Annotated in this window: 15 protein-coding genes; 10 read left to right on the top strand and 5 right to left on the bottom strand. The window is 63.4% G+C overall.

The features are described from left to right. Positions 1-12 precede the first annotated feature (12 nt). Together L0U83_RS23915 and L0U83_RS23920 are read right to left on the bottom strand one after the other, a co-directional pair. On the bottom strand, positions 13-897 hold the full coding sequence (locus L0U83_RS23915) for an amidohydrolase family protein (protein ID WP_233886666.1): 885 nt from the start codon (positions 895-897) through the stop codon (positions 13-15). A 36-nt stretch (positions 898-933) separates the two neighbouring features. Beyond that, entirely contained in the window at positions 934-1431 is a 498-nt protein-coding gene (locus tag L0U83_RS23920) for a MarR family winged helix-turn-helix transcriptional regulator (RefSeq protein ID WP_233886667.1), read from the bottom strand. A 111-nt stretch (positions 1432-1542) separates the two neighbouring features. Between L0U83_RS23920 and L0U83_RS23925 the strand changes: the two genes are divergently transcribed. The 5 genes from L0U83_RS23925 (at position 1543) to mhpT (ending at position 8967) form a co-directional block, all read left to right on the top strand. Continuing rightward, positions 1543-2370, top strand: a complete 828-nt coding sequence (locus tag L0U83_RS23925) for a p-hydroxycinnamoyl CoA hydratase/lyase (RefSeq protein WP_233886668.1) — start codon at positions 1543-1545, stop codon at positions 2368-2370. A 36-nt stretch (positions 2371-2406) separates the two neighbouring features. Continuing rightward, the gene (locus L0U83_RS23930; protein ID WP_233886669.1) at positions 2407-3858 is read left to right on the top strand and encodes an aldehyde dehydrogenase; all 1452 of its coding nucleotides are present in this window, start codon (positions 2407-2409) and stop codon (positions 3856-3858) included. An 82-nt stretch (positions 3859-3940) separates the two neighbouring features. Then, positions 3941-5866, top strand: coding sequence for a feruloyl-CoA synthase (locus L0U83_RS23935; protein ID WP_233886670.1), 1926 nt, complete (start codon positions 3941-3943; stop codon positions 5864-5866). Continuing rightward, positions 5863-7650, top strand: coding sequence for an acyl-CoA dehydrogenase family protein (locus tag L0U83_RS23940; RefSeq protein WP_233886671.1), 1788 nt, complete (start codon positions 5863-5865; stop codon positions 7648-7650). The genes L0U83_RS23935 and L0U83_RS23940 overlap by 4 nt, the downstream gene beginning before the upstream one ends. Before the next feature lie 87 nt (positions 7651-7737). Next, entirely contained in the window at positions 7738-8967 is a 1230-nt protein-coding gene (gene mhpT / locus L0U83_RS23945) for a 3-(3-hydroxy-phenyl)propionate transporter MhpT (protein ID WP_233886672.1), read from the top strand. A 35-nt stretch (positions 8968-9002) separates the two neighbouring features. Here the strand turns inward: mhpT and L0U83_RS23950 are convergent, their stop codons facing one another. The 3 genes from L0U83_RS23950 to L0U83_RS23960 form a co-directional block, all read right to left on the bottom strand. Beyond that, positions 9003-9959: a PDR/VanB family oxidoreductase gene (locus L0U83_RS23950; RefSeq protein ID WP_233886673.1), complete on the bottom strand. Its 957-nt coding sequence runs from the start codon at positions 9957-9959 to the stop codon at positions 9003-9005. A gap of 64 nt (positions 9960-10023) precedes the next feature. After that, positions 10024-11082: an aromatic ring-hydroxylating dioxygenase subunit alpha gene (locus tag L0U83_RS23955; protein WP_233886674.1), complete on the bottom strand. Its 1059-nt coding sequence runs from the start codon at positions 11080-11082 to the stop codon at positions 10024-10026. A gap of 93 nt (positions 11083-11175) precedes the next feature. After that, the gene (locus tag L0U83_RS23960; RefSeq protein ID WP_233886675.1) at positions 11176-11946 is read right to left on the bottom strand and encodes a GntR family transcriptional regulator; all 771 of its coding nucleotides are present in this window, start codon (positions 11944-11946) and stop codon (positions 11176-11178) included. A 285-nt stretch (positions 11947-12231) separates the two neighbouring features. Between L0U83_RS23960 and L0U83_RS23965 the strand changes: the two genes are divergently transcribed. From L0U83_RS23965 to L0U83_RS23985, 5 genes are all read left to right on the top strand, one after another. Further along, a complete protein-coding gene (locus tag L0U83_RS23965; protein ID WP_233886676.1) occupies positions 12232-13509 on the top strand; it encodes an MFS transporter in 1278 nt (425 codons plus the stop codon). 123 nt (positions 13510-13632) lie between these two features. Next, on the top strand, positions 13633-14745 hold the full coding sequence (locus L0U83_RS23970) for a porin (protein ID WP_233886677.1): 1113 nt from the start codon (positions 13633-13635) through the stop codon (positions 14743-14745). Between the two features lie 385 nt (positions 14746-15130). After that, entirely contained in the window at positions 15131-16366 is a 1236-nt protein-coding gene (locus L0U83_RS23975) for an MFS transporter (RefSeq protein ID WP_233886678.1), read from the top strand. A gap of 348 nt (positions 16367-16714) precedes the next feature. Further along, positions 16715-17959 carry an ABC transporter substrate-binding protein gene (locus L0U83_RS23980; RefSeq protein WP_233887857.1) on the top strand — a complete coding sequence of 415 codons (1245 nt, stop codon included), beginning with the start codon at positions 16715-16717 and terminating at the stop codon, positions 17957-17959. Further along, positions 17956-20916 (top strand): bifunctional diguanylate cyclase/phosphodiesterase, encoded by a 2961-nt coding sequence (locus L0U83_RS23985; protein WP_233886679.1) that lies wholly within the window; start codon positions 17956-17958, stop codon positions 20914-20916. Before L0U83_RS23980 ends, L0U83_RS23985 begins: the two co-directional genes overlap by 4 nt. Positions 20917-21023: the final 107 nt, after the last annotated feature.

Raw genomic sequence — 21023 nt, forward strand, 5'->3', positions numbered from 1 at the left:
GGTGGGCGGCTTTCAGGTCTTTGCAGCGAGATCCAGCAGCCGCACCGCATTCTCCTTGAGGATCAAGGGCCGCACTTCCGGCTTGATGTCGAGCGTATCGAAATCCGCGAGCCAACGGTCGGGGCGGATCAAGGGAAAGTCCGAAGCGAACAGCACCCGCTCGCGCAACAGCGTATTCGCGTACTTCACCAACTCCGGCGAGAAGTATTTCGGCGACCAGCCCGACAAGTCGATATAGACGTTCGGCTTGTGCAGCGCGATGGAAAGCGCCTGCTCCTGCCACGGCCACGAGGGATGCGCGATCACGATCTTCATGTCGGGGAAGTCGGCGGCCACATCGTCGAGATAGATCGGCTCCGAATACTTCAGGCGCAATCCGCCGCCGCCACGCATGCCCGAGCCCATCCCCGAGTGGCCGCTATGAAACACGGCGGGCAGGCCAAATTCGGCAATCACTTCGTATAGCGGATACGCTAGCCGGTCGTTGGCGAAAAAGCCCTGCATGGTGGGGTGAAACTTGAAGCCGCGCACGCCGTGCTCCTCGATCAGCCGCCGCGCCTCGCGCGCGCCGAACTTGCCCTTGTGCGGGTCGATGCTGGCGAACGCGATCATGATGTCGGGGTTTTGCTGCGCGAAGTCGGCGATCTCTTCGTTGTCGATGCGGCGCCGGCCGATATTCGCCTCGCAATCCACGGTGAACATCACGAAGCCGATCTTGCGCTCGCGGTAGTGCTCGATCGTTTCCGGAATCGTCGGGCGGCGGCCAAGCTTTAGCACGGTGCCGAAATACTTGTCGGCGGCCTCGTCGAATTCCTTCGCGAAGAGGTCGGGCGGCTGGCAGCACGACACTTCTGCGTGAACGTGCGTGTCGATGGCGACGAGCTGGTCGATGTTCAAGGGCGTCTCCTCCTTTTTGTCGCTCGCAGCGAGCGCTTACGCAGCGCGCAGATTGCGCACACAGGCATGCAGCAGCGCGTGTAGTTTCTGCGCTGTTTCGGTGTCCATATTGTCGAGCATCGCGCCTTCCACGTGATCGGCGGCGTCGTCGCATTCGCCTAGCAGCGCGTTGCCTGCCTCCGTGAGCGAAAGCAGCACCACGCGGCGGTTCATCGGGTCGGCTTCGCGCATGACCCAGCCGTTCGCCTCCATCGTCTTCACGACTTCGTTGGCCGCCTGCGGCGTGATGAACGAGCGCTCGGCGAGTTGTGCGTTGGACGAGCGCCCACGCGCGCGCAGCACCGAAAGCGCGGTGTATTGCGGCAGCGTGAGACCGTGGCGCGCGAGCGCTTCCGTCAGGCGGCGGGAGACGACGCGGTCGAGCTGGCCGATCAGGTAGCTCAGGCGCATGGGCGGCACGGCGTGCGGGCTGCCCTCGTCGGGGTGCTGCGCAGTTCGGGCGCGCGGCACGGTGGGGGAAGTTTTCTGGGTCATCGCGTTTTACGGGTTTGTACCGACGAGATCATATTCTACTTTACATATCAGGTAGCCTGATAGTAAATTGATTTCAAGCCGCGAGTGCGGCAGTGTTCACGGAGATAGAGAATGAGTTACGAAGGTCGCTGGAAAACGGTCAAGGTTGCGGTTGCGGGCGGCATCGCCTGGGTGACGTTCAACCGGCCGGACAAGCGCAACGCCATGAGCCCGACGCTCAACAAGGAGATGATCGACGTGCTCGAAACGCTCGAGCTCGACGCGCAGGCGCAAGTGCTCGTGCTGACCGGCGAAGGCTCGGCGTGGACGGCCGGCATGGACCTGAAGGAGTATTTCCGCGAAGTCGACGCTGGCCCAGACGTGCTGCAGGAGCGCATTCGCCGCGACGCGAGCCGCTGGCAATGGCAACTGCTGCGCATGTATTCGAAGCCGACCATCGCGATGGTCAACGGCTGGTGCTTTGGCGGCGGTTTCTCGCCGCTCGTGGCGTGCGATCTCGCCATCGCCGCCGACGAAGCCACGTTCGGCCTCTCGGAAATCAACTGGGGCATTCCGCCGGGCAACCTCGTGAGCAAGGCGATGGCGGATACGGTGGGCCACCGCGAGGCGCTTTACTACATCATGACGGGCGATACGTTCACGGGCCAGCAGGCCGCGAAAATGGGTCTCGTCAACAAGAGCGTGCCGCTCGCGCAGTTGCGCGAAGAAACGCTTGCGCTCGCCGCGAAACTGCTCGACAAGAACCCGGTAGTGCTGCGCAACGCGAAGCATGGTTTCAAGCGTTCGCGCGAACTCACCTGGGAGCAGAACGAGGACTACCTCTACGCGAAGCTCGACCAGGCGAACTATCGCGACAAGGAAGGCGGCCGCGAGCAGGGCCTCAAGCAGTTTCTCGACGAGAAGAGCATCAAGCCGGGCCTGCAGGCCTACAAGCGCTGATCGTTCGCAACTCACAAGGACAGAGGAGACAACAACATGCACGAAACCCGCCTCTTGATCGGCGGCGCGGCGCGCGCCGCGTCGAATGGCAAGACCTTCGAGCGCATCAATCCGGCGACGGGCGCGGTGGCCACGCGAGCGGCAGCCGCCACGCTGGAAGATGCCGACGCGGCCGTTGCTGCCGCAGCGCGCGCGTTTCCCGCGTGGGCCGCGCTCACGCCCACGGAGCGTCGCAAACGCCTCTCTGCCGCCGCTGAGCGCATGGATGCGCGCACAACGGATTTCATCGCCATTGGCGCGGCGGAAACGGGTGCGATGGCGAACTGGTATGGCTTCAACGTGATGCTCGCGGCCAACATGCTGCGCGAAGCGGCTGCCATGACCACGCAGATCGACGGCGCGGTAATTCCCTCCGACGTGCCCGGCAGTCTCGCGATGGCCGTGCGCCAGCCGTGCGGTGTCGTGCTCGGCATGGCCCCCTGGAACGCGCCGGTGATCCTCGCCACGCGTGCGCTTGCCATGCCGCTTGCGTGCGGCAATACGGTGGTGCTGAAGGCTTCCGAAGGGTGTCCAGGCGTGCATGCGCTGATCGGCGAAGTGCTTAACGAGGCAGGCCTCGGCGAGGGCGTCGTGAACGTGCTCACGCATGCGCCGGAAGATGCGCCGGCCATTGTCGAGCGTCTGATCGCCAACCCCGCCGTCAAGCGCGTGAACTTCACGGGCTCGACGCGCGTGGGCCGCGTCGTGGCGGAGCATTGCGCGCGGCATCTGAAACCGGCGCTGCTCGAACTGGGCGGCAAGGCCCCAGTGCTCGTGCTCGACGACGCCGACCTCGACGCGGCGGTGGAAGGCATCGCGTTCGGCGCGTTCTTCAACCAGGGGCAAATCTGCATGTCGACGGAACGCGTGATCGTCGATCGCAAGATTGCCGATGCGTTCGTGGAAAAACTCGTTGCGAAGGCGCGCACGCTGAAGGCCGGAGACCCCACGCAGCCGGGCTCGGTGCTGGGTACTCTGGAGAGCGAAACATCTGCGCGACGCATACGCGCACTCGTGGAAGACGCTCGCGAGAAGGGCGCGAAACTGCCGCTGGGCTGCGAGGTGAACGGCGCGATCATGCAGCCTGTGATCGTCGAAAACGTCACGCGCGAAATGAAGCTTTATGCCGACGAATCGTTCGGCCCTGTGGTGACGGTGCAGCGCGTGGATGGCGACGGCGAAGCGCTGCAGGTGGCGAACGACAGCGAATACGGTCTCTCGGCGGCCGTGTTCAGCCGCGATATCGCGCGAGCGATGAACGTGGCGAAGCGTATCGAGTCGGGCATCTGCCATATCAACGGGCCGACGGTGCACGACGAAGCGCAAATGCCGTTCGGCGGCGTGAAGGCGAGCGGCTATGGGCGCTTCGGCAGCAAGGCTTCGATTGCCGAGTTCACGGATCTGCGCTGGATCACTGTGCAGACCGGCCCGCGCCACTACCCGATCTGAACGCGCTCACAACATGAACCACCGGGCCGGCTGCGTCGACACACGGCGCTGCCCGGCACCGCCCAGGCAAAGGAGACAGGCTTTGGATTCGGAGCCGACCCAAACCCATGCTCGCGCCGTCGTGCAGCCGGACTTCGCCGGCTACCGCGCCGTCGCGATCGGCTCGTCCGCGCCGCAGATCGAACGGCGTGGCGACTGCTGGTATTTGCGCTCGACTGAGGCGCTTGAAGAATTCCCCGAGCGCTTGACCGACCGGCTCGTGAGCGGCGCGCGCGCACATCCGGACCGCTGGCTCGTGGCGCGCCGTGGCGCCGATGGGCAATGGCAGGGCATCAGCTACGCGCAGATGCTTGAACGCGCACGCGCGATCGGGCAGGCGTTGATCGAGCGAGGTTTGTCCGCGCAGCGCCCGGTCGCGCTGCTCTCGGGCAACGATCTCGAACATTTGCAGATGGCATTCGGCGCGCTGTGGGCAGGCGTGCCCTATGCGCCCATTTCGCCCGCGTATTCGCTCGTGTCGAGTGATTACGGCAAGCTGCGGCATGCGCTGGATTTGCTCAATCCTGGTCTCGTATTCGCCGCCGACGGCCCCGCTTTCGCGGCAGCGCTCGATGCCGCCGTGCCCGACCATATCGAGCGCGTGGTGGTGACGCCCGCTGGCGGCGCGCGCCGCGAGACGCCGTTCGAGGCATTGCTTCATGCGCAGCCGGGCAGCATCGAAGAGGCGCAAGCGCGCGTGAATGGCGACACGATCGCGAAGTTCCTCTTTACCTCGGGCTCGACGCGCCTGCCAAAGGCCGTGCCCACCACGCACCGCATGCTGTGCAGCAACCAGCAGATGCTGCTGCAAACCTTCCCGCAGTTCGGCATGGAGCCGCCTGTGCTGGTGGACTGGCTGCCCTGGAATCACACCTTCGGCGGCAGTCACAATGTGGGCATTGCGCTCTACAACGGCGGCACGCTCTATATCGACGATGGCAAACCCGTTGCGGGCCGCTTCGAAGAGACGCTGCGCAACCTGCGCGAAATCGCGCCGACGCTTTACTTCAACGTGCCCAAGGGGTGGGAAGAACTGACCGCGGCGCTCGAGACCGACGCGTGTCTGCGCGAGACGTTTTTCTCGCGCGTGAAGATGTATTTCTTCGCGGGTGCGGGGCTCTCGCAGGCGGCGTGGGACCGGCTCGAACGCGTGACGCAGGCCCATTGCGGTGAGCGCATCCGCATCATGGCGGGGCTTGGCATGACAGAGACCGCGCCGTCGTGCCTCTTCACGACCGGGCCGGTGATGGGCTCGGGCTATATCGGCCTGCCCGCGCCGGGCTGCGAGACGCGTCTCGTGCCGGTGGACGGCAAGCTCGAAGCGCGCTTTCGCGGACCGAACGTGATGAGCGGCTACTGGCGCACGCATGAGACGGACCGTCACGACGTGTTCGACGAAGAGGGCTACTACCGCACCGGCGACGCCGTGCGTTTCGTCGATGCCGCGCGCCCCGAACTGGGCCTGCTGTTCGACGGGCGCATTGCCGAGGACTTCAAGCTCAGCTCCGGCACGTTCGTGAGCGTGGGGCCGATGCGCGCGCGAATCGTCTCGGGTGGCGCGCCGTATGTGCAGGACGCGGTGATCGCAGGCATGGACCGCGACGACATTGGCGTGCTGATCTTCCCGCGTCTCGACGAGTGCCGCCGCCTCGCGGGGCTCGACGCCGGCGCGGCAGCGCGCGACGTTCTGGACGCGGCCCCCGTGCGAGATTACTTCGCTAACCTGATGGAGCGGCTGAACCGCGATGCAACGGGCAGCGCGACCCTCATTACGCGGCTTCACGTGATGGATGCGCCGCCTTCGCTCGATCTTGGCGAGATCACCGACAAAGGGTCGATCAATCAGCGCGTCGTGCTGAGCCAGCGCGCCGCGCTCGTGAACGCGCTCTATGCCACGCGCGGTGACGCTACCAGCGCACGCGTGATCTTCGCGCGTCATTTGCAGCAGGTTGAGGAACGCTCACGATGAGTCTCGACTATCAGGTTCCGCTGCGCGACATGCGCTTCGTGATCGACGAGTGGATCAGCGCGCCCGCGTGGTGGCACAGCGTTCCCGCATGGGAAGACCTCGACAGCGCGATGGCGCAGCAAGTGCTCGAAGAAGCCGCACGGTTCGTCACGGAACGCATCGCGCCGTTGAATTCGGCTGGCGACCTCGAAGGTTGCCGCTTAGAGGGCGGCGAGGTCACGATGCCAGCGGGCTTTCGCGAGGCGTATGCGGACTTCGTGGCGGCAGGCTGGCCCACGCTTGCGCTCGACAACGACGCGGGCGGTCAGGGCTTGCCGCAACTGCTCGAAGTCGCACTTCAGGAAATGCTTGCGGCGGCCAATCATGCGTGGCTGATGTCGCCGGGCCTCACGCACGGTGCGACCGCGTGCCTGATGGCGCACGGCTGCGATGCGCTGAAGCGCGACTGGCTGCCGAAGATCGCAAGCGGCGAGTGGCTCACGACGATGTGCCTGACCGAGCCGCAGGCGGGCAGCGATCTCGCACTGCTGCGCGCACGTGCGGCGCCCGACGCGGCGCACGAAGCGTGGCGTATCGACGGCAGCAAGATTTTCATCACGGGCGGAGATCATGATCTGACCGAAAACATCGTGCATCTCGTGCTCGCGCGCCTGCCTGACGCGCCACCCGGCACGAAGGGCCTCTCGCTCTTCGTGGTGCCGAAATGGACCTTTGGCGAGACCGGCGAGCGCGTGCGCAACGGCGTGCGTTGCGAAGGCATTGAAAAGAAGATGGGCCTGAAGGCGAGCCCGACCTGCTCGATGCGTTTCGAGCAGGCGCTGGGCTGGCTGGTAGGCGAGCCGCACCGCGGCCTCGCTTCGATGTTCGTGATGATGAACGCGGCGCGCCTGCAGGTGGCGATGCAGGGCGTAGGCCATGCGCAGCTTGCCTGGCAGCGCGCCCACGCCTATGCGCACGAGCGCGTGCAGATGCGCGCCGTGAGCGCGCCCGCGCACTACGAAGGCGAGCCGGGCAAGGCCGCACCGATTGCGTTTCATCCGGCCATGCGCCGCACTCTGCTCGATTTGCGCGCGACGGTGGAAGGCGAGCGGGCCATAGGCTACTGGATCGGTTACTGGCTCGACGTGGCCGCGCGCCATCCCGGCGCGCATGAGCGCCAGGCGGCCGCGCAGCTTGCCTCGTTGCTCACGCCTGTGGCCAAGGCTTTCTTCACGGCCAATGGCTTTGCGGCTGCGTCGAGCGCACTGCAGGTGTTCGGTGGCTACGGCTACATTCACGAGTACGGCGTGGAGCAGACCGTGCGCGACAGCCGCGTCGCCATGCTTTACGAAGGCACGAATGAAATTCAGGCGATCGATCTGCTCGTGCGCAAGGTGCTGAGTGATGGCGGTGAGGCATTGCGCGCCTTGTTGGCGCATATCACGGCGGAAGCCGCGGGCTGTATGGCATCCGACAATCCGGCTCTGAACGGCACGGGCGCACGGCTCGATGCGATGGTTGCCGACGTCGAGCGCATCACACGCGAAATCGGGCAAGGCAGTGCAGACGATCGCGAGTTGCCTTGCCGCGTAGCCGACGACTACCTCGCGCTCCTCGGCTGGCTGCTGCTTGCGTTCGCCTGGGCTCGAACGCTGCGTATATCGCTAAATGCACCCGCCGGCGATCCGTTCTATGCCGAAAAGCGCACCACGGCGCGCTACTTCTTCGCTTACCCGCTCGCGGCGTTCGATCACCGGTTGCGGCTCGTCGAGGCGGGCTGCCGCGCTCCGCTACCGCACGTCTGATCATTTTTCAGTGTTTAGGTTAGGGTAACTAACTAGCGCCAGCGCGGTGAAAGGCCGCGACATTCCATTGCAAAACGAGGAGGCAACGTGTCGTCATCGACTACGCAGGTGAGCGCGCGCACGGCGGCGGGCGCCGCATGGGTGTTGGGTTTGTGTCTGATCGTGGCGGTGCTGGAGGGCGTCGATCTGCAATCCACTGGGGTGGCCGCGCCGCGCATGGCGCGCGAGTTCGGTCTTTCGGTGAGTCAGATGGGACTCGCGTTCAGCGCGGGCATGCTCGGGCTCCTGCCCGGCGCGATGATCGGCGGACGCCTCGCCGACCGCATCGGGCGCAAGCGTGTGCTGCTGCTCTCGATGGTGGCGTTCGGCGTGTTCTCGATCTTCACGGCCCACGTGTGGAGCTTTGCCACGCTGCTGGTGGCGCGTGTCCTGACCGGCATCGGCCTTGGCGGCGCGATGCCAAACCTGATCGCGCTCTCGGCCGAAGCCGTGGCGCCGCGGCTTCGCAATACGGCTGTCAGCATCATGTATTGCGGCATGCCGCTCGGCGGTGCGCTTGCGGCGCTGATCGGCGTGCTCAGTGCGGGCGATACCGAATGGCGGCATATCTTCTACGCGGGCGGCGTTGGGCCGCTCGTGGTCGCGCCGCTGATTCTCGCTTGCCTGCCAGAGTCCGCAGCCTATGAAGCAGCCGCGAGCCGCGCGCAGTCCACGCAAGGCGGCCCGCCGCCCACGTGGCGTGTGCTGTTCGGCGAGGGCCGCGCCGCGGTGACCGCGCAGATCTGGATCAGCTTTTTCTGCACGCTGATCGTGCTGTACTTCCTGCTCAACTGGCTGCCCTCGCTGATCGTGAGCCGTGGCCTCACGCGCAGCCAGGCCAGCGTCACGCAGATCTTCTTCAACGTAGGCAGCGTGATCGGCGTGCTTGGCATCGGCATGCTGATGGATCGCATCAAGCCTGGACGTGTCGTCGCCGCTGTCTATGCGGGCATTGCGATCTCGCTCTTCATGCTCGCGGGCGCGGGCACCCTGTTCTGGATTTCGGTTTCGGTGCTGCTCGCAGGCATGGGCGTGGTGGGCGCACAGTCGATGCTCTACGCGCTTTCCGCCACGAGCTACGCCACCGTCATGCGCGGCACCGGCGTGGGCGCGGCCGTGGCGGTGGGCCGCGTGGGTTCGATCGTCGGTCCGCTCGCGGCTGGACAATTGCTGGCGGGCGGCGCGAGCGCCACGACGGTGATTGGCGCGAGCGTGCCGGTCACGGTGGTGGCGGCGCTCGCGGCGCTGCTCGCGGTGCGGCGCGCGCGTGCGTCTTGATGTGCGGCGGTGACGCGCGGCGCCGTATCGGAGGGTCAGAGATCGAGTACGAGCATGGGTGTGCGCGAGCGCGAGCAGCACGGCAGCAGTTGGTCGTTTGCAGCGCGCTCCTCGTCGGTCAGATAAAGATCGCGATGGTCCGGCTCGCCGGAAAGCACGCGCGTGATGCAGGTGCCGCATACGCCTTGCTCGCATGAGACCGGCACCTCGACGCCGCCGTCACGCAGCGCTTGAACGATCGACGTCCCGGCGGGGACGTCGATCACGCGCTGGCAGCTCGCCAGCGTGACCTGGAAAGGACCGTTGGCGTCGGCGTCGGTGGTTGCGGGCGGTTGAGCCGCGCCGAAGTACTCGCGGTGCGCGTTCTGCGCGGGCCACCCCGCGCTGGCCGCTGCGCTGAGCACGGCATCGATGAAGCCCGCGGGGCCGCATACGTAGGCATGCTTATCGTCGTGCGGAGCGCGAAGCACGCGTGCGAGGTCGATGCGGGCATCGGTTCCTTCGCTGTCGAAATAGAAGCGCGTGTGTTCCGCGAAACCCGCTTCGGCAAGACGTTCGCGAAACGCGGCGCGCTGTGGGTCGCGGGTGCAGTAGTGCAGCTCGAACGTGCGGCCTTGCTCGCGCAACTGCTCGGCCATGGCCATGAGCGGCGTGATGCCGATACCGCCCGCGAGCAGAATGGTATGCGTGGCCTGTTCGTCGAGCGGGAAATGATTTTTCGGAGTGCTGATTTCGAGGATCGTGCCTGTGTCGAGCGCGTGCATCGCGACGGAGCCGCCGCGCGAGGCCGCGTCGCGCAACACGCCGATGCGGTAGGTGCGCGCGTCGGAGGGGCGGTTGCAAAGCGAGTACTGGCGCACGAATCCATCGACATGAACGTCGATGTGTGCGCCTGCCTCGAACGCCGGGAGCGGCGCGCCGTCGGCGCTCGCCAGTTCGAAAACGCAGATGTCGGTGGCAACGGGAATCTTGCGCAGAAGGGTGACTTTCATGATGCGTTGGGACAAGGGAAGGAGAGCGGCCGCGCGCGTACGCGCGACCGTGGCTTCAGATCGATCAGGCAGCTGCAGCCGTAGCCGTTGCGTTGCGTTCGGCTTCGGCTGCGATCAGCCGGTCGAGCACGCGGCGCGACTGCACGCCGCCCGCATCGATGTTGAGGCTCAGAATGCGGCGTTCGGGCCATGTGAGCAGATTGCGCTGCTGCGATTCGAGCATGTCGAGATCCTCCGCGAAGATCTTGCCCTGGCCCGTGCGGATCGTTTCGGTGAGCGCCTGATCATGCACGGCGAAGCTGCGCGCCATGCCCCAGAAGTACCAGATCGACGTTTCGGTTTCCGGCGTGATGAAGTCGACGACGATGCTCGACGCCTTGTCGCGCGCATCGGCGTCGTATCCGCCTTTGCCCGCATGCGCCACGCCCACTTCGATCATCACGTGGCTGGGCGGCGAGAAGTGGCAGATTTGCCAGCGGTCGCAGGGCACGTTGTCGGCGAGGCCGTTGCCGCGCAGCGCCGCGGCCCAGAACGGCGGCGGCATGATGTTGTGCATGAAGCGGCTCGTCGTCACCACGTCACCGTTCACCGCGGTCTTGGGCGGCGCTTCCTCGATCTCGGGCTGGCCGATGCTCGAGGCGTGCACGTAGGTTTCGTGCGTGAGGTCCATGAGGTTGTCGACCATCAGGCGGTAGTCGCACTGGATGTGATACAGGCCGCCGCCATAGGCCCACGCGGGATTGTCGGCCCATTCCAGGTGATGGATCTTTGCGGGGTCGGCTTCGGCTGCATCGCCGGGCCACACCCAGATGAAGCCGTAGCGTTCGACCGCGGGATAACTGCGCACGGACGGAATGCCGCCCACGCGCTGGCACGGCATGCTCACGCATTTCCCGCTCGCCCTCACGGTGAGGCCATGATAGCCGCATACCAGGTGCCCCTCGCGCACGCTGCCGAGCGAGAGCGGCGCGCCGCGGTGCGGGCAGAAGTCTTCGAGCGCAGCGACGCCGCCATCGGCCGCGCGCCAGAACACCATGCGCTCGCCGCAGATTTGCCGGCCAAGCGGTTTGCCGTCGATTTCATCGGGGGTACACGCGACATACCATGCGTTTTTCAGGAACATACGTCTCCTCCAGGGCGCTTTGTTGCGCCTTCGTTCAGGGTGAGGGGCGGCACGCGTGCCGCCGTTCAGATCAAGCCAGGGCGCCGCGCATGGCTAGCGCGGATTGCGGCGAATGAGGTTGCCGCCAATCAGCCTCGTCATCGCACGCTGGTTGTCGAGCACGCGCTTGAGGTTCTGATGGGCGATATGCGAGTGCTCGCGCATCAGCGCTTCGGCACGCGCGCCTTCGCGGCTTTCGATCGCTTCGAGCACCGCGCGATGCTGGGCTTGCGCCACGATCAGCGTTTCGCGCGCACGCGGGTCGAGCGACTGCACGACCACGAATGCGCTTGCCGACGCGAACGGCAGGGTCGCGACTTTTTCGATCTGCCGTGCAACCACTTCGCTGTCCGAAGCAGCGGCGAGCAGGCGGTGAAATCGGCCATTCACTTCGACGTAGCGGGAGAAGGTTTCCTCGCTCAGTTCGCCCACGAGCAACTCATCGATCTCGTCAATGCAATCGTGCAGGTCGCGGAACATCGAATGGGTGATGCCACGTTCGGCGGCAAGGCGTGCGGCCAGCCCTTCGAGCGTGCCGCGCAGTTCGATCGAGTCGCGTATTTCGTTCTCCGAAAACGAGCGCACGGCGTAGCCGCCGCTCGGAATCGGTTCGAGCAGTCCTTCTTCCTGCAGGCGCATGAGCGCCGCGCGCACCGGCGTGCGCGACACGCCAAGGCGCTCGACCACGCCCAGTTCGGAAATGCGCTCGCCGGGCGCGAGTTCGCCGCCGAGTATCAGTTCTCGCAGCCCGAGTTGGGCTTTGACGGTCTGCGAAGCGGCGGAGCCGGCGCGCGTGCTGGTGGGAGTGTCGTCGATGCCGGTCATGCGTAGGGAAGCGTTGAAAAACGAGTGTGAATGCGGCCGGATGCAGTCTGCGATCAGCGCCGCGATGTGTACAAATTGTATACATCTATTTGATCGATTCAAGAAAATAGTCCACAAATTCAGGGTAAACGTGGAAAAGTAAGCCGAAAGTAAAGAGAAATTGTGTACAGCGAGGGTCTTTTTTGATTGACATCATTAGCTGAGGTTTCCTACGATCTCGCTCGAAGTTCGATAAACGAAGTGACGTTCGCAATACGAACGCGCGACACAGTCAAGGAGACAGACGTGACGAGGCATGCCCAATCACACAATCCGCAAGAACCACACGATCTGAAAAACGAACGCAGGACGCTGATCCTGCTCGCCGTCGGCTTCGGTCTGGTCGGGCTCGACCGCTGGATGATCGCGCCGCTATTTCCCCACATGATGAAAGACCTCAACCTGAGCTATCAGCAGCTCGGCCAGTTGATCGGCATTCTCAGCATTGCGTGGGGCGTGTTCTCGATTCTCATGGGCCGCCTTTCCGACAGCATCGGCCGGCGCAAGATCATGATCGCAGCGATGGTGATGTTCTCGCTGCTTTCGAGCTTCTCGGGCTTCGCTACCGGCTTCGCGAGCCTGCTGCTTATTCGCGCGCTCATGGGCGTCGCGGAGGGCGCTTTCACGCCGACGAGCGTGGCTTCGGTGGGCGAGGCCTCGCATCCGTCGCGCCGCGGGCGCAACCAGGGGCTGCAGCTCAGCATGTTCGCGCTGATGGGCCTCGGCCTCGCGCCGATCATCGCGACGCAACTGCTGCGCGTCGTGCCGTCGTGGCACTGGGTGTTCGCGGTATCGGCCGTGCCCGGGCTCATCGTGGCGCTGCTGATCGCGACGATGTTGCGCGACGCGCCCCAAGTCAAGCCCGCGCACGCGACGGTTGCGCATGCAACGAGCGGCCCGCGCTGGAGCGCGCTCTTCGGCAGCCGCAACGTCGTGCTCGCCATGCTGGCCACGCTGTGCGCGATGGCCGGCATTTTCGTGATCGGCGCGATGGTGCCCAACTATCTCGTGGATTACCTGCACCTCGACACTTCGCAAATGGGCTTTGTCGTGTCGGCCATCGGCTTCGGTGGATTTCTCGGTGAGTTCGGCCTGGCCAGCCTCTCGGACTTCGCCGGGCGGCGGCTGACTTCGGTCGTCTCCTTCGCGGGCGCGGCGATTTCGCTCTATGTGTTCGCCCGCATCGGCGCGAACCCGTGGATGCTCTTCGCTGTGCTGTTCGTCGTCTCGTTCTTCGCGCTCGGCATGCTGGGCGTGCTCACCGGGCCGATCGCGACTGAAGCGGCGCCGGCGGGACTCGTCGCTTCGGCCATTGGCATTACCTCGGGCGCCGGCGAGATTTTTGGCGGCGGCATTGCACCGGCCATTGCCGGATATGTCGCGCAGCACGACGGCATTCAGTTCACGCTGCAGTTTGCGCTCGGCGGGCTGATCTGCGGCATCTTCGTTTCGATGTTCCTGATCGAAACCGCACCGCGCGCGCTGGCGCGGCGTTCGGCCCCCATCGCGCTGCAATCTGACTGATGTTGCGGTAACGGCGCTTGGGCGCCGTTACGATTTCCCCGAAGTTCGAAGTTTATTTCAATTAATTAGGTATCCGTAATAAATGGATGCCGACGCAGAGATCAAGGTAAAGGAGACGTCAACATGAAGAGCCTCGCACTGTGGTGCACGGCGGTTTCGGCTATGGTTTGCGCCCAGGCACACGCGGAAGGCGGCCCGGCGGGCGACAGCGTGACGCTGTACGGCATGGTCGACGCGGGCGTGTCGTGGGTCAGCAACCAGGGCGGCCACTCGGTGCTGAAGTTCGACGACGGCATTTTCACGCCGAACCTGCTCGGTATTCGCGGCCGCGAAGATCTGGGCGGCGGCTTGCACGCGGTGTTCGACCTCGTCGATCAATTCTCGATGGGTACCGGCGCGATCGTCTCGGGACAAGGAATCTTCGGACGCAACGCCTACGTTGGCCTCGACAGCGACCAGTACGGCAGGCTGACGATGGGCAATCAGTACGACTTCATGACCGATTCGCTGTTTTTCGGCCACGACGACGCGGCGATGGAAGTAGGGGGCCTCTACAACTTCCGCGCAGGCCCGTTCGCGAAGATCGCGATTCCGGGCAATCCGCCCTTCGCGCCGCAATTCGACTGGGACCGCATGGCCGGCGCCACGGTCGAGAACTCTGTCAAGTATCAGTCCCCCAAATTTGCCGGATTCAGCTTTGGCGGCTTGTACGGCTTTGGCGGCATTCCGGGCGCATTCGGACGTGGCAACACGGTCAGCGCCGGCGCGAATTACACCAACGGTGCGTTCGGCATGGCGGCGGCCTATACGGAAGCGAAATATGTCGAGGAAGGCGAACCCGATGTCGGCATTCGCAACTGGGGCGTGGGCGCGCACTACGATTTCGGCAAAGTCATGGCGACGCTGCTCGTGACGACCGTGCGCAACACCTACAATGGCGGCGCGATCGCACAGGCCGAAGCGGGCGCGAACTGGCTGCTCGCACCAGACTGGGCGATTGGCGCCGACTACATGTACATGAAGGGCAACGCGTATCTCGACAACAATCACGCACATCAGATCACGGCGATCGTCGATCACTTCCTGTCCAAGCGTACCGTCGTCTATGCGGAGACCGTGTATCAGCGGACCAACGCGGGAGCCCAGGCGCTGATCAGCGGCGTGCTCGATCCCGATGGCACATCGAGCGGTCCCAATCAGTTCATCGCACGCGTAGGCGTGCAGACGCGGTTCTGAACTCAGGCGCTAGACTCAACATACCGGTTTTTCTGCAATTCCTCACGGGGCGCCTTCCCGGCGCCCTCGGCCTGCTAACCAGCGACGACCATAAGCAGCAAATCGATGCTTAATTTGTCCCCGGAAAAATATCGCTTATTTTTCCGGCGCTGAAATGACATAATCTCCGCCCCGCTGGCCGCCGCGCGGCAGGCCACGTCACATTCCGTTCATAACCCTTTTGCCGACCCCGCTAATCGCAGGGCCGCACGCGTTTATTTTTTTAATGTTAATTTAAACGTAATTCCCGATTAGCCATTTAAACGGCGATTTTCCCCATTTTTTGGTGTGAAATTGCCGAACAATGGCTTTTATTATTCGCCACACTCAAAACAGTCATCGAAACATGAACGACCGTTCTCCCAATCTCGCGCCCGCGCGTCTCGAAGAGACGACAGTGCGCCAGTGGCTGTCCGTCTTTGCCGTGGCGATCAGCGCCTTCGCATTCGTCACGTCCGAGTTCCTGCCGGTTGGTTTGCTCACCGAGATCGCACGCGATCTGGGCGTGACGCCGGGCACCGCTGGCCTCATGGTGACCACGCCGGGTGTGATGGCCGCGATCTTCGCGCCGGGCCTGATGATGTTTGCCGGACGCATGGACCGGCGGCAGGTATTTCTGTTGCTCACGGCCATGCTGCTCGCATCGAATATCGTCTCTGCGCTTTCGACGAATTTCGCGCTCATGCTGGTTGGCCGCGCGATGCTCGGCGCGGCGCTCGGCGGCTTCTGGACGCTCGCGACCGCGGCGGCGGGTCGCCTCGTGCACACGAGCGACGCCCCGCGCGCGACGGCCATCATCCTGACCGGCGTGACCTGCGCGACGGTGATCGGCGTGCCGCTCGGCACCTTTATCGCTGGGCTCGCGTCGTGGCGCATGTCGTTTTTCGTGACGGGCGGGCTCGTCGCGCTCGCGCTGATTGCTCAGGCGCTGCTGGTGCCGTCGCTGCCTTCTGCTGCCGCATTGCGCCTTGCCGATTTCGCCACGCTGCTGCGCCGCCCGTATATGCGCCTGAGCATGCTCATGGTCGCGCTCGTGTTCGGCGCGCATTTTTCGACGTACACGTTCATTTCACCGCTGCTTCAGCAGGACTTTTCGATGAGCGCGATCACGCTGCTGCTGCTCGCATTCGGCGTGATCGGCTTTTTCTCTAACGCATTGACTTCGGCCTTTGTCGCCACGCGTTTGAAGTCCGCAGTGGCGACGATGACGGCGCTGCTGTTGTGTGCGCTGTCGGCGATGATTCTGCTCGACCACGCACGCATCGGCGAGATCGCGGCGATGTTGATGTGGGGCGTGGCGTTCGGCGCGATTCCGCTGTGCTTCTCCGTGTGGATTCAGCGCGGCACGGCCGATCAGGCCGAAGCGGGGTCGGCCATGTTCGTGAGCGTGATCCAGGTGGCGATCGCGCTTGGCTCGTCGGTCGGCGGCGCGATCGTGGACCGTGCGGGCATACGTGCCGATCTGGTGCTCGGCTGCGTGCTCGCGGTGTTCGGCCTCGTGACGTTGCAGCGGCTTGCGGCAATGGAGCGGCCGGTGCGCGTCGCGGCACTCGACTGCGAGTGCAGCCCGTCCCTCGACTGAAACGAGAAGAGAGCGATTGAAGGCGGCGACCCGTCGAACTCGCCGCACCGTGATGCGCTAAACGCGCACACGCGTTCTATGTCTGCGCAAAAAATACTCGATGCAATTGGACTACGTTAGCGCAGCGCACAGCGCCAACGTTTGCGAACGGGCATAAAGGCTCGGCCGCAAAAGCTCACCGGTTGTCGCGTGCCGGGCTCGAGCGCAAGACCCCTCAAGTGATGCCCGGTTTCGGCCGATATGCAATCTGGCTCCCCTGCGTTGTGCCTGATTTGCTACTCCCGAACTGAAAGCGAGCGTTACGTGCACGGAATCAAGTTTGCCTGGCTGCTATCTGGTTTGATCGGCATGCTGCTACTGCTGGGTTGCGATCAGCAGAAGAACGCCCAGAGCAGCACGGCCGCGCCGGCACGGACCACCATCACCGCCCTGATCTGGGCGCCGGACTGGCCGCAGGAGATGCTCCAGATCGCCGCCGAGTTCGACAAGCTCAATCCCGACTTGCACGTGAACGTGCAGTTCATGGTCGGCAACTCGGTCGAGGAGAACATCAAGCCACGCGTGGCGGCCGGCACGCTGCCGGACCTCGTCAGTATCAATCCGAACGCCTATGGCGCCGAGCTGGCCGACCAGGGCGTGCTCGCCGATGTCCGCCAAAGCGCCGCCTGGAAGCACATGCTGGATCCGCTCAAGTCCGACTGGACCAGTCGCGAAGGCAAAGGGTTTGGCGTGTCGGGCGGCGTGGCGACGACGATGATCTATTACAACCGGGCCATGTTCGCCATGGCCGGTATCGATACGCTGCCGACGAATTTCGATGAATTTCTGGCGGTATGCGCCAAGCTCAAGCAGGCGGGAATGATTCCGGTGATGTGGAGCGGCGGCTTTCCGAACATGCTCGGCAACGGGCCATTCGCATCCGGCTTCGCTAACAATGTGGTCGCGCACGAGCCGCACTGGAAAGAGAAGATGGCGGACGGCACGTTGAACCTGGATACGCCGCTGGTGGCCGATATCTTCGCGAGGATCGCACTGATTCCCGAGCGCGGTTACGCCCAGCCATCATTCATGACGACGGGATACGACGAGGGCATTCGCCTTTTCAGGGAGGGCCGGGTGGCGATGGCGTTTCAGGGCAGTTGGGCCGCCGGCCTCATGCTGCATGGAAACGATTTCTCGGTGGGCGTGTTCGTGCCGCCATGGAACGCGCGCGGCGAACACGTAGTGCCCGTGCTCGGCAGCGAAACGGGTTTTGCCGTTTGCGAAACGCCCAACAAGGCCGCAGCCATGCGTTTTCTGGAATTCATCGCCAGCAAGGGATTTCCGATTCTTCAGAGGAAACGCCACAACGTTTCGCCGTTTCAGCAAGGCATGGGCACCGTGGTGAGCGACGTGGAGATCATGGACTACACGAACGCGGTCAGCCGCTATCCGGTCACGGCGAGCCCATATTATTCGTCGCTTCCTTCCAACACGATTGAGCTGCTGCACAAATTGATGCAGGATGTGCTGCTCAGGAAAATCACGCCCAGGCAGGCTGCGCAGCGCCTGGACATCTCGGTCAAGACTGAAGCGAAGATGCATTACAAATGAATGCGATCTCCGCGTCGCTGCGACGCGCTTTCGACTACCTCTGCCAGGATCTGCTTCGACGCGTCGAGATTCGCTATCGACTGATTGGCGCTTTCATTCTGTTGGCGCTGTTGCCCATTATCATTTCGGGCTGCATTTCCTACGTGAAGTCGGTCGCGGCGATCAAGGAGAACGCGGAGATATTTTCGAAAGAGGTGGTGAGGCAGGTTTCGAGAAACGTCGAGCTGCGCATGCAGCAGATCGAAACGGAAAGCAATCTTCTCGTACTTTCGGATCGGGTCCAGGGCGCGCTGGCGCGAGCGGCAAGCGGCAGCGCCAGAGAGCAGAGCGAGGCGCGCGAGGACATGACGCGTTTGCTGCTGGAGCACTACGGGTCGGTCGATTTCATCAATCAGAAATATTTGCTCGACCAGAAAGACCAGATGCTGGATACGCAGGCTTTTGCGCAGTTGACTACAGGTGTGACGGCGCTCGTCGGCCTCGCGCAAGAGTCGCAAGAACGCACCTACTGGGGCAGCTACGACGATGGGGTCGGGCAGCAGAACCTCGGGATGGTGCGCGCCATCTACAACAAGAGTGACAACACGAAGATCGGCAGTCTGGTTCTGGTCGTTCGCCCTGAATACTTCTCGACGATTTTCAACGATGTCGCGGCGGGCAGCGGGACAGAGATTTACGTATTCGATGCGAGCGACAACAAAATCATCGTAGTCCCAAATAATGCTTCGTCGCCCAACGCGGGCACCACGCCCGAGCCTGGCCTGATCGAGGATATCGTCCGCCACCGCATATCGGGCGAGTCGAGCCGATTCGTCAATTTCGCCGCGAAACGTGGCGGGCACTATCTTGCCGCCTACGCACGGATTCCTGGCACGAGCTGGTTCGTGATCAGCACGATCGCTGAACAGAGTCTCACTGCGGAGGCACAGGCCGTACGCAACCAGATCGTGGTGGTTGGCATTTCCGGGTTTCTGCTTTCCATTTTTCTTGCCTGGTTTATTTCGCACAGTATTTCGGCGCCGCTGCGGGACCTCGTGCGCCGGATGCACGACACGGGCGAAGATGCCGGCGCCACTGGCGACGAAGACTCGGAAGGGGAAGGCTCGCTTGGCGGACCGGACGAACTGGCCCGGCTGGCACAGCGCTTTGAGCGCATGCGCTCGGCAATCAGGCAGAAGATTCAGAAGATCAACGAAATCAATGCGACGCTCGAGCAGACTGTCATCGACAGAACGGCGGAACTCGTCGCCCGCGAACGCGAGTCGCGCACGCTGATCGAGAACTCGCCCGATACGATCACCCGATATGATCGCGAGCTGCGCCGCACGTTTGCCAATGCTGCCTTTTGCGCGCAGGCCGGATGCGATCTTGCCAGCGTCCTCGGCAAGCGGCCCTCGGAGCTTCCTGGCGGCCCGAATGCGTTGGTCTACGAACGGAAGATCGGCGAAGTCATCGCGACGGGAAAAAGCGCGCAGTTCGAACTGAGATGGGCCGGAAAGAACGGGCAGGAGCAATGTACCCACATTCGCATCACGCCTGAGATCGACCGTTCCGGCCATGTCAGTTCCGTGCTCGCAGTGGGTCGCGACCTCTCCGACCGGATGGCGTTCGAGGCCACCATCTGGAAACAGGCCAATTTCGATGCACTGACGGGTCTTCCGAACCGGCAGCTATTTCACGATCGTCTGACCGAGGAGGCCGCGCTCGCGCGCCGTTCGCAAAGGCGCGTGGCCCTGATGCTGATCGACCTCGATCGCTTCAAGGAAGTCAACGACTCGCTGGGCCACGACCGCGGCGACGTGCTGCTAATCGAAGCGGGGCGCCGCATTAGCGCATGCGTGCGAAATCTGGACACTGTCGCGCGACTTGGCGGCGACGAGTTCACGGTGATCCTGCCCGATCTGGAAGACATGGAAGCGGTCGAACAGACCGTGCGCAGTATCAATCGCAAACTGACCGAGCCGTTCAAACTCGGCGCGGAGGAAGTCTATATTTCGGCGAGCATCGGCGTCACCGTTTTCCCCGACGACACCGTGGAACTCGACGCGCTGTTCAAGAACGCCGACCAGGCCATGTATGCGGCAAAGAATGCCGGACGCAATCGCTTTAGTTACTTCACGCCCGACATGCAGCTCGAGGCGCAAACGCGCTTGCGCCTGACCAGCGACCTGCGTGCAGCGCTGCCTCGCAATCAGCTTCGGCTGCTTTATCAGCCGGTTGTCGACCTGGCAACGGGGCAGGTCCGCAAAGCGGAGGCGCTGATACGCTGGCTGCATCCCGAGCGGGGCATGATCAACCCGCTGGAATTCATTCCACTCGCCGAAGATACCGGGCTGATCATTCCGATTGGCGACTGGGTGTTCAGGCAAGCCGTGCAACAGGCGCGGCTATGGCGTGAGCAATTTGATCCGACGTTCCAGATCAGCGTCAACATGTCGCCGGTGCAGGTCCGCCAGGACAGCACGCTTGGCGTGAGGTGGCATGACTATCTCAATCGTGAGGGCATGCCGGGACAAAGCGTGGTGGTGGAAATTACCGAGGGGCTGCTGCTGCAGGCTGAATCGAATATCGACGAGCGGCTGCTGGATTTCCGTCTTGCGGGCATCGGCATTTCGATCGACGATTTCGGCACCGGTTATTCCTCGCTTGCCTATCTCAAACGCTTCGACATCGATTACCTGAAAATCGATCGTTCGTTTGTCCAGAATCTGAGCGTGGACGAGAACAATCAGGTGCTATGCGAGGCGATGGTGGTGCTTGCGCACAAGCTGGGCATTCAGGTCATCGCCGAAGGCGTGGAAACGGTCGAGCAACGGGAATTTCTCAAGACCATGGGCTGTGATTTCGCGCAGGGCTATTTGTATTCCAGGCCTATCGCGCCAGAGCAGTTCGAACATCTGGTCTGGCCGCTGGTCGCAGAACGGTCGGCTGGCGAGCAGGAGCGAAGCGATAGCTAACGAATGTATGCGCAAGCGTCGTATCGGCTCGTTGCGAAACGACACGAATTAACCATCCGGCATGTAAATCGACGCGTTCAGGCGTTCTGTACGAAGACGTACGGAAC

This window comes from Paraburkholderia flagellata, assembly GCF_021390645.1.
GTDB lineage: Bacteria > Pseudomonadota > Gammaproteobacteria > Burkholderiales > Burkholderiaceae > Paraburkholderia > Paraburkholderia flagellata.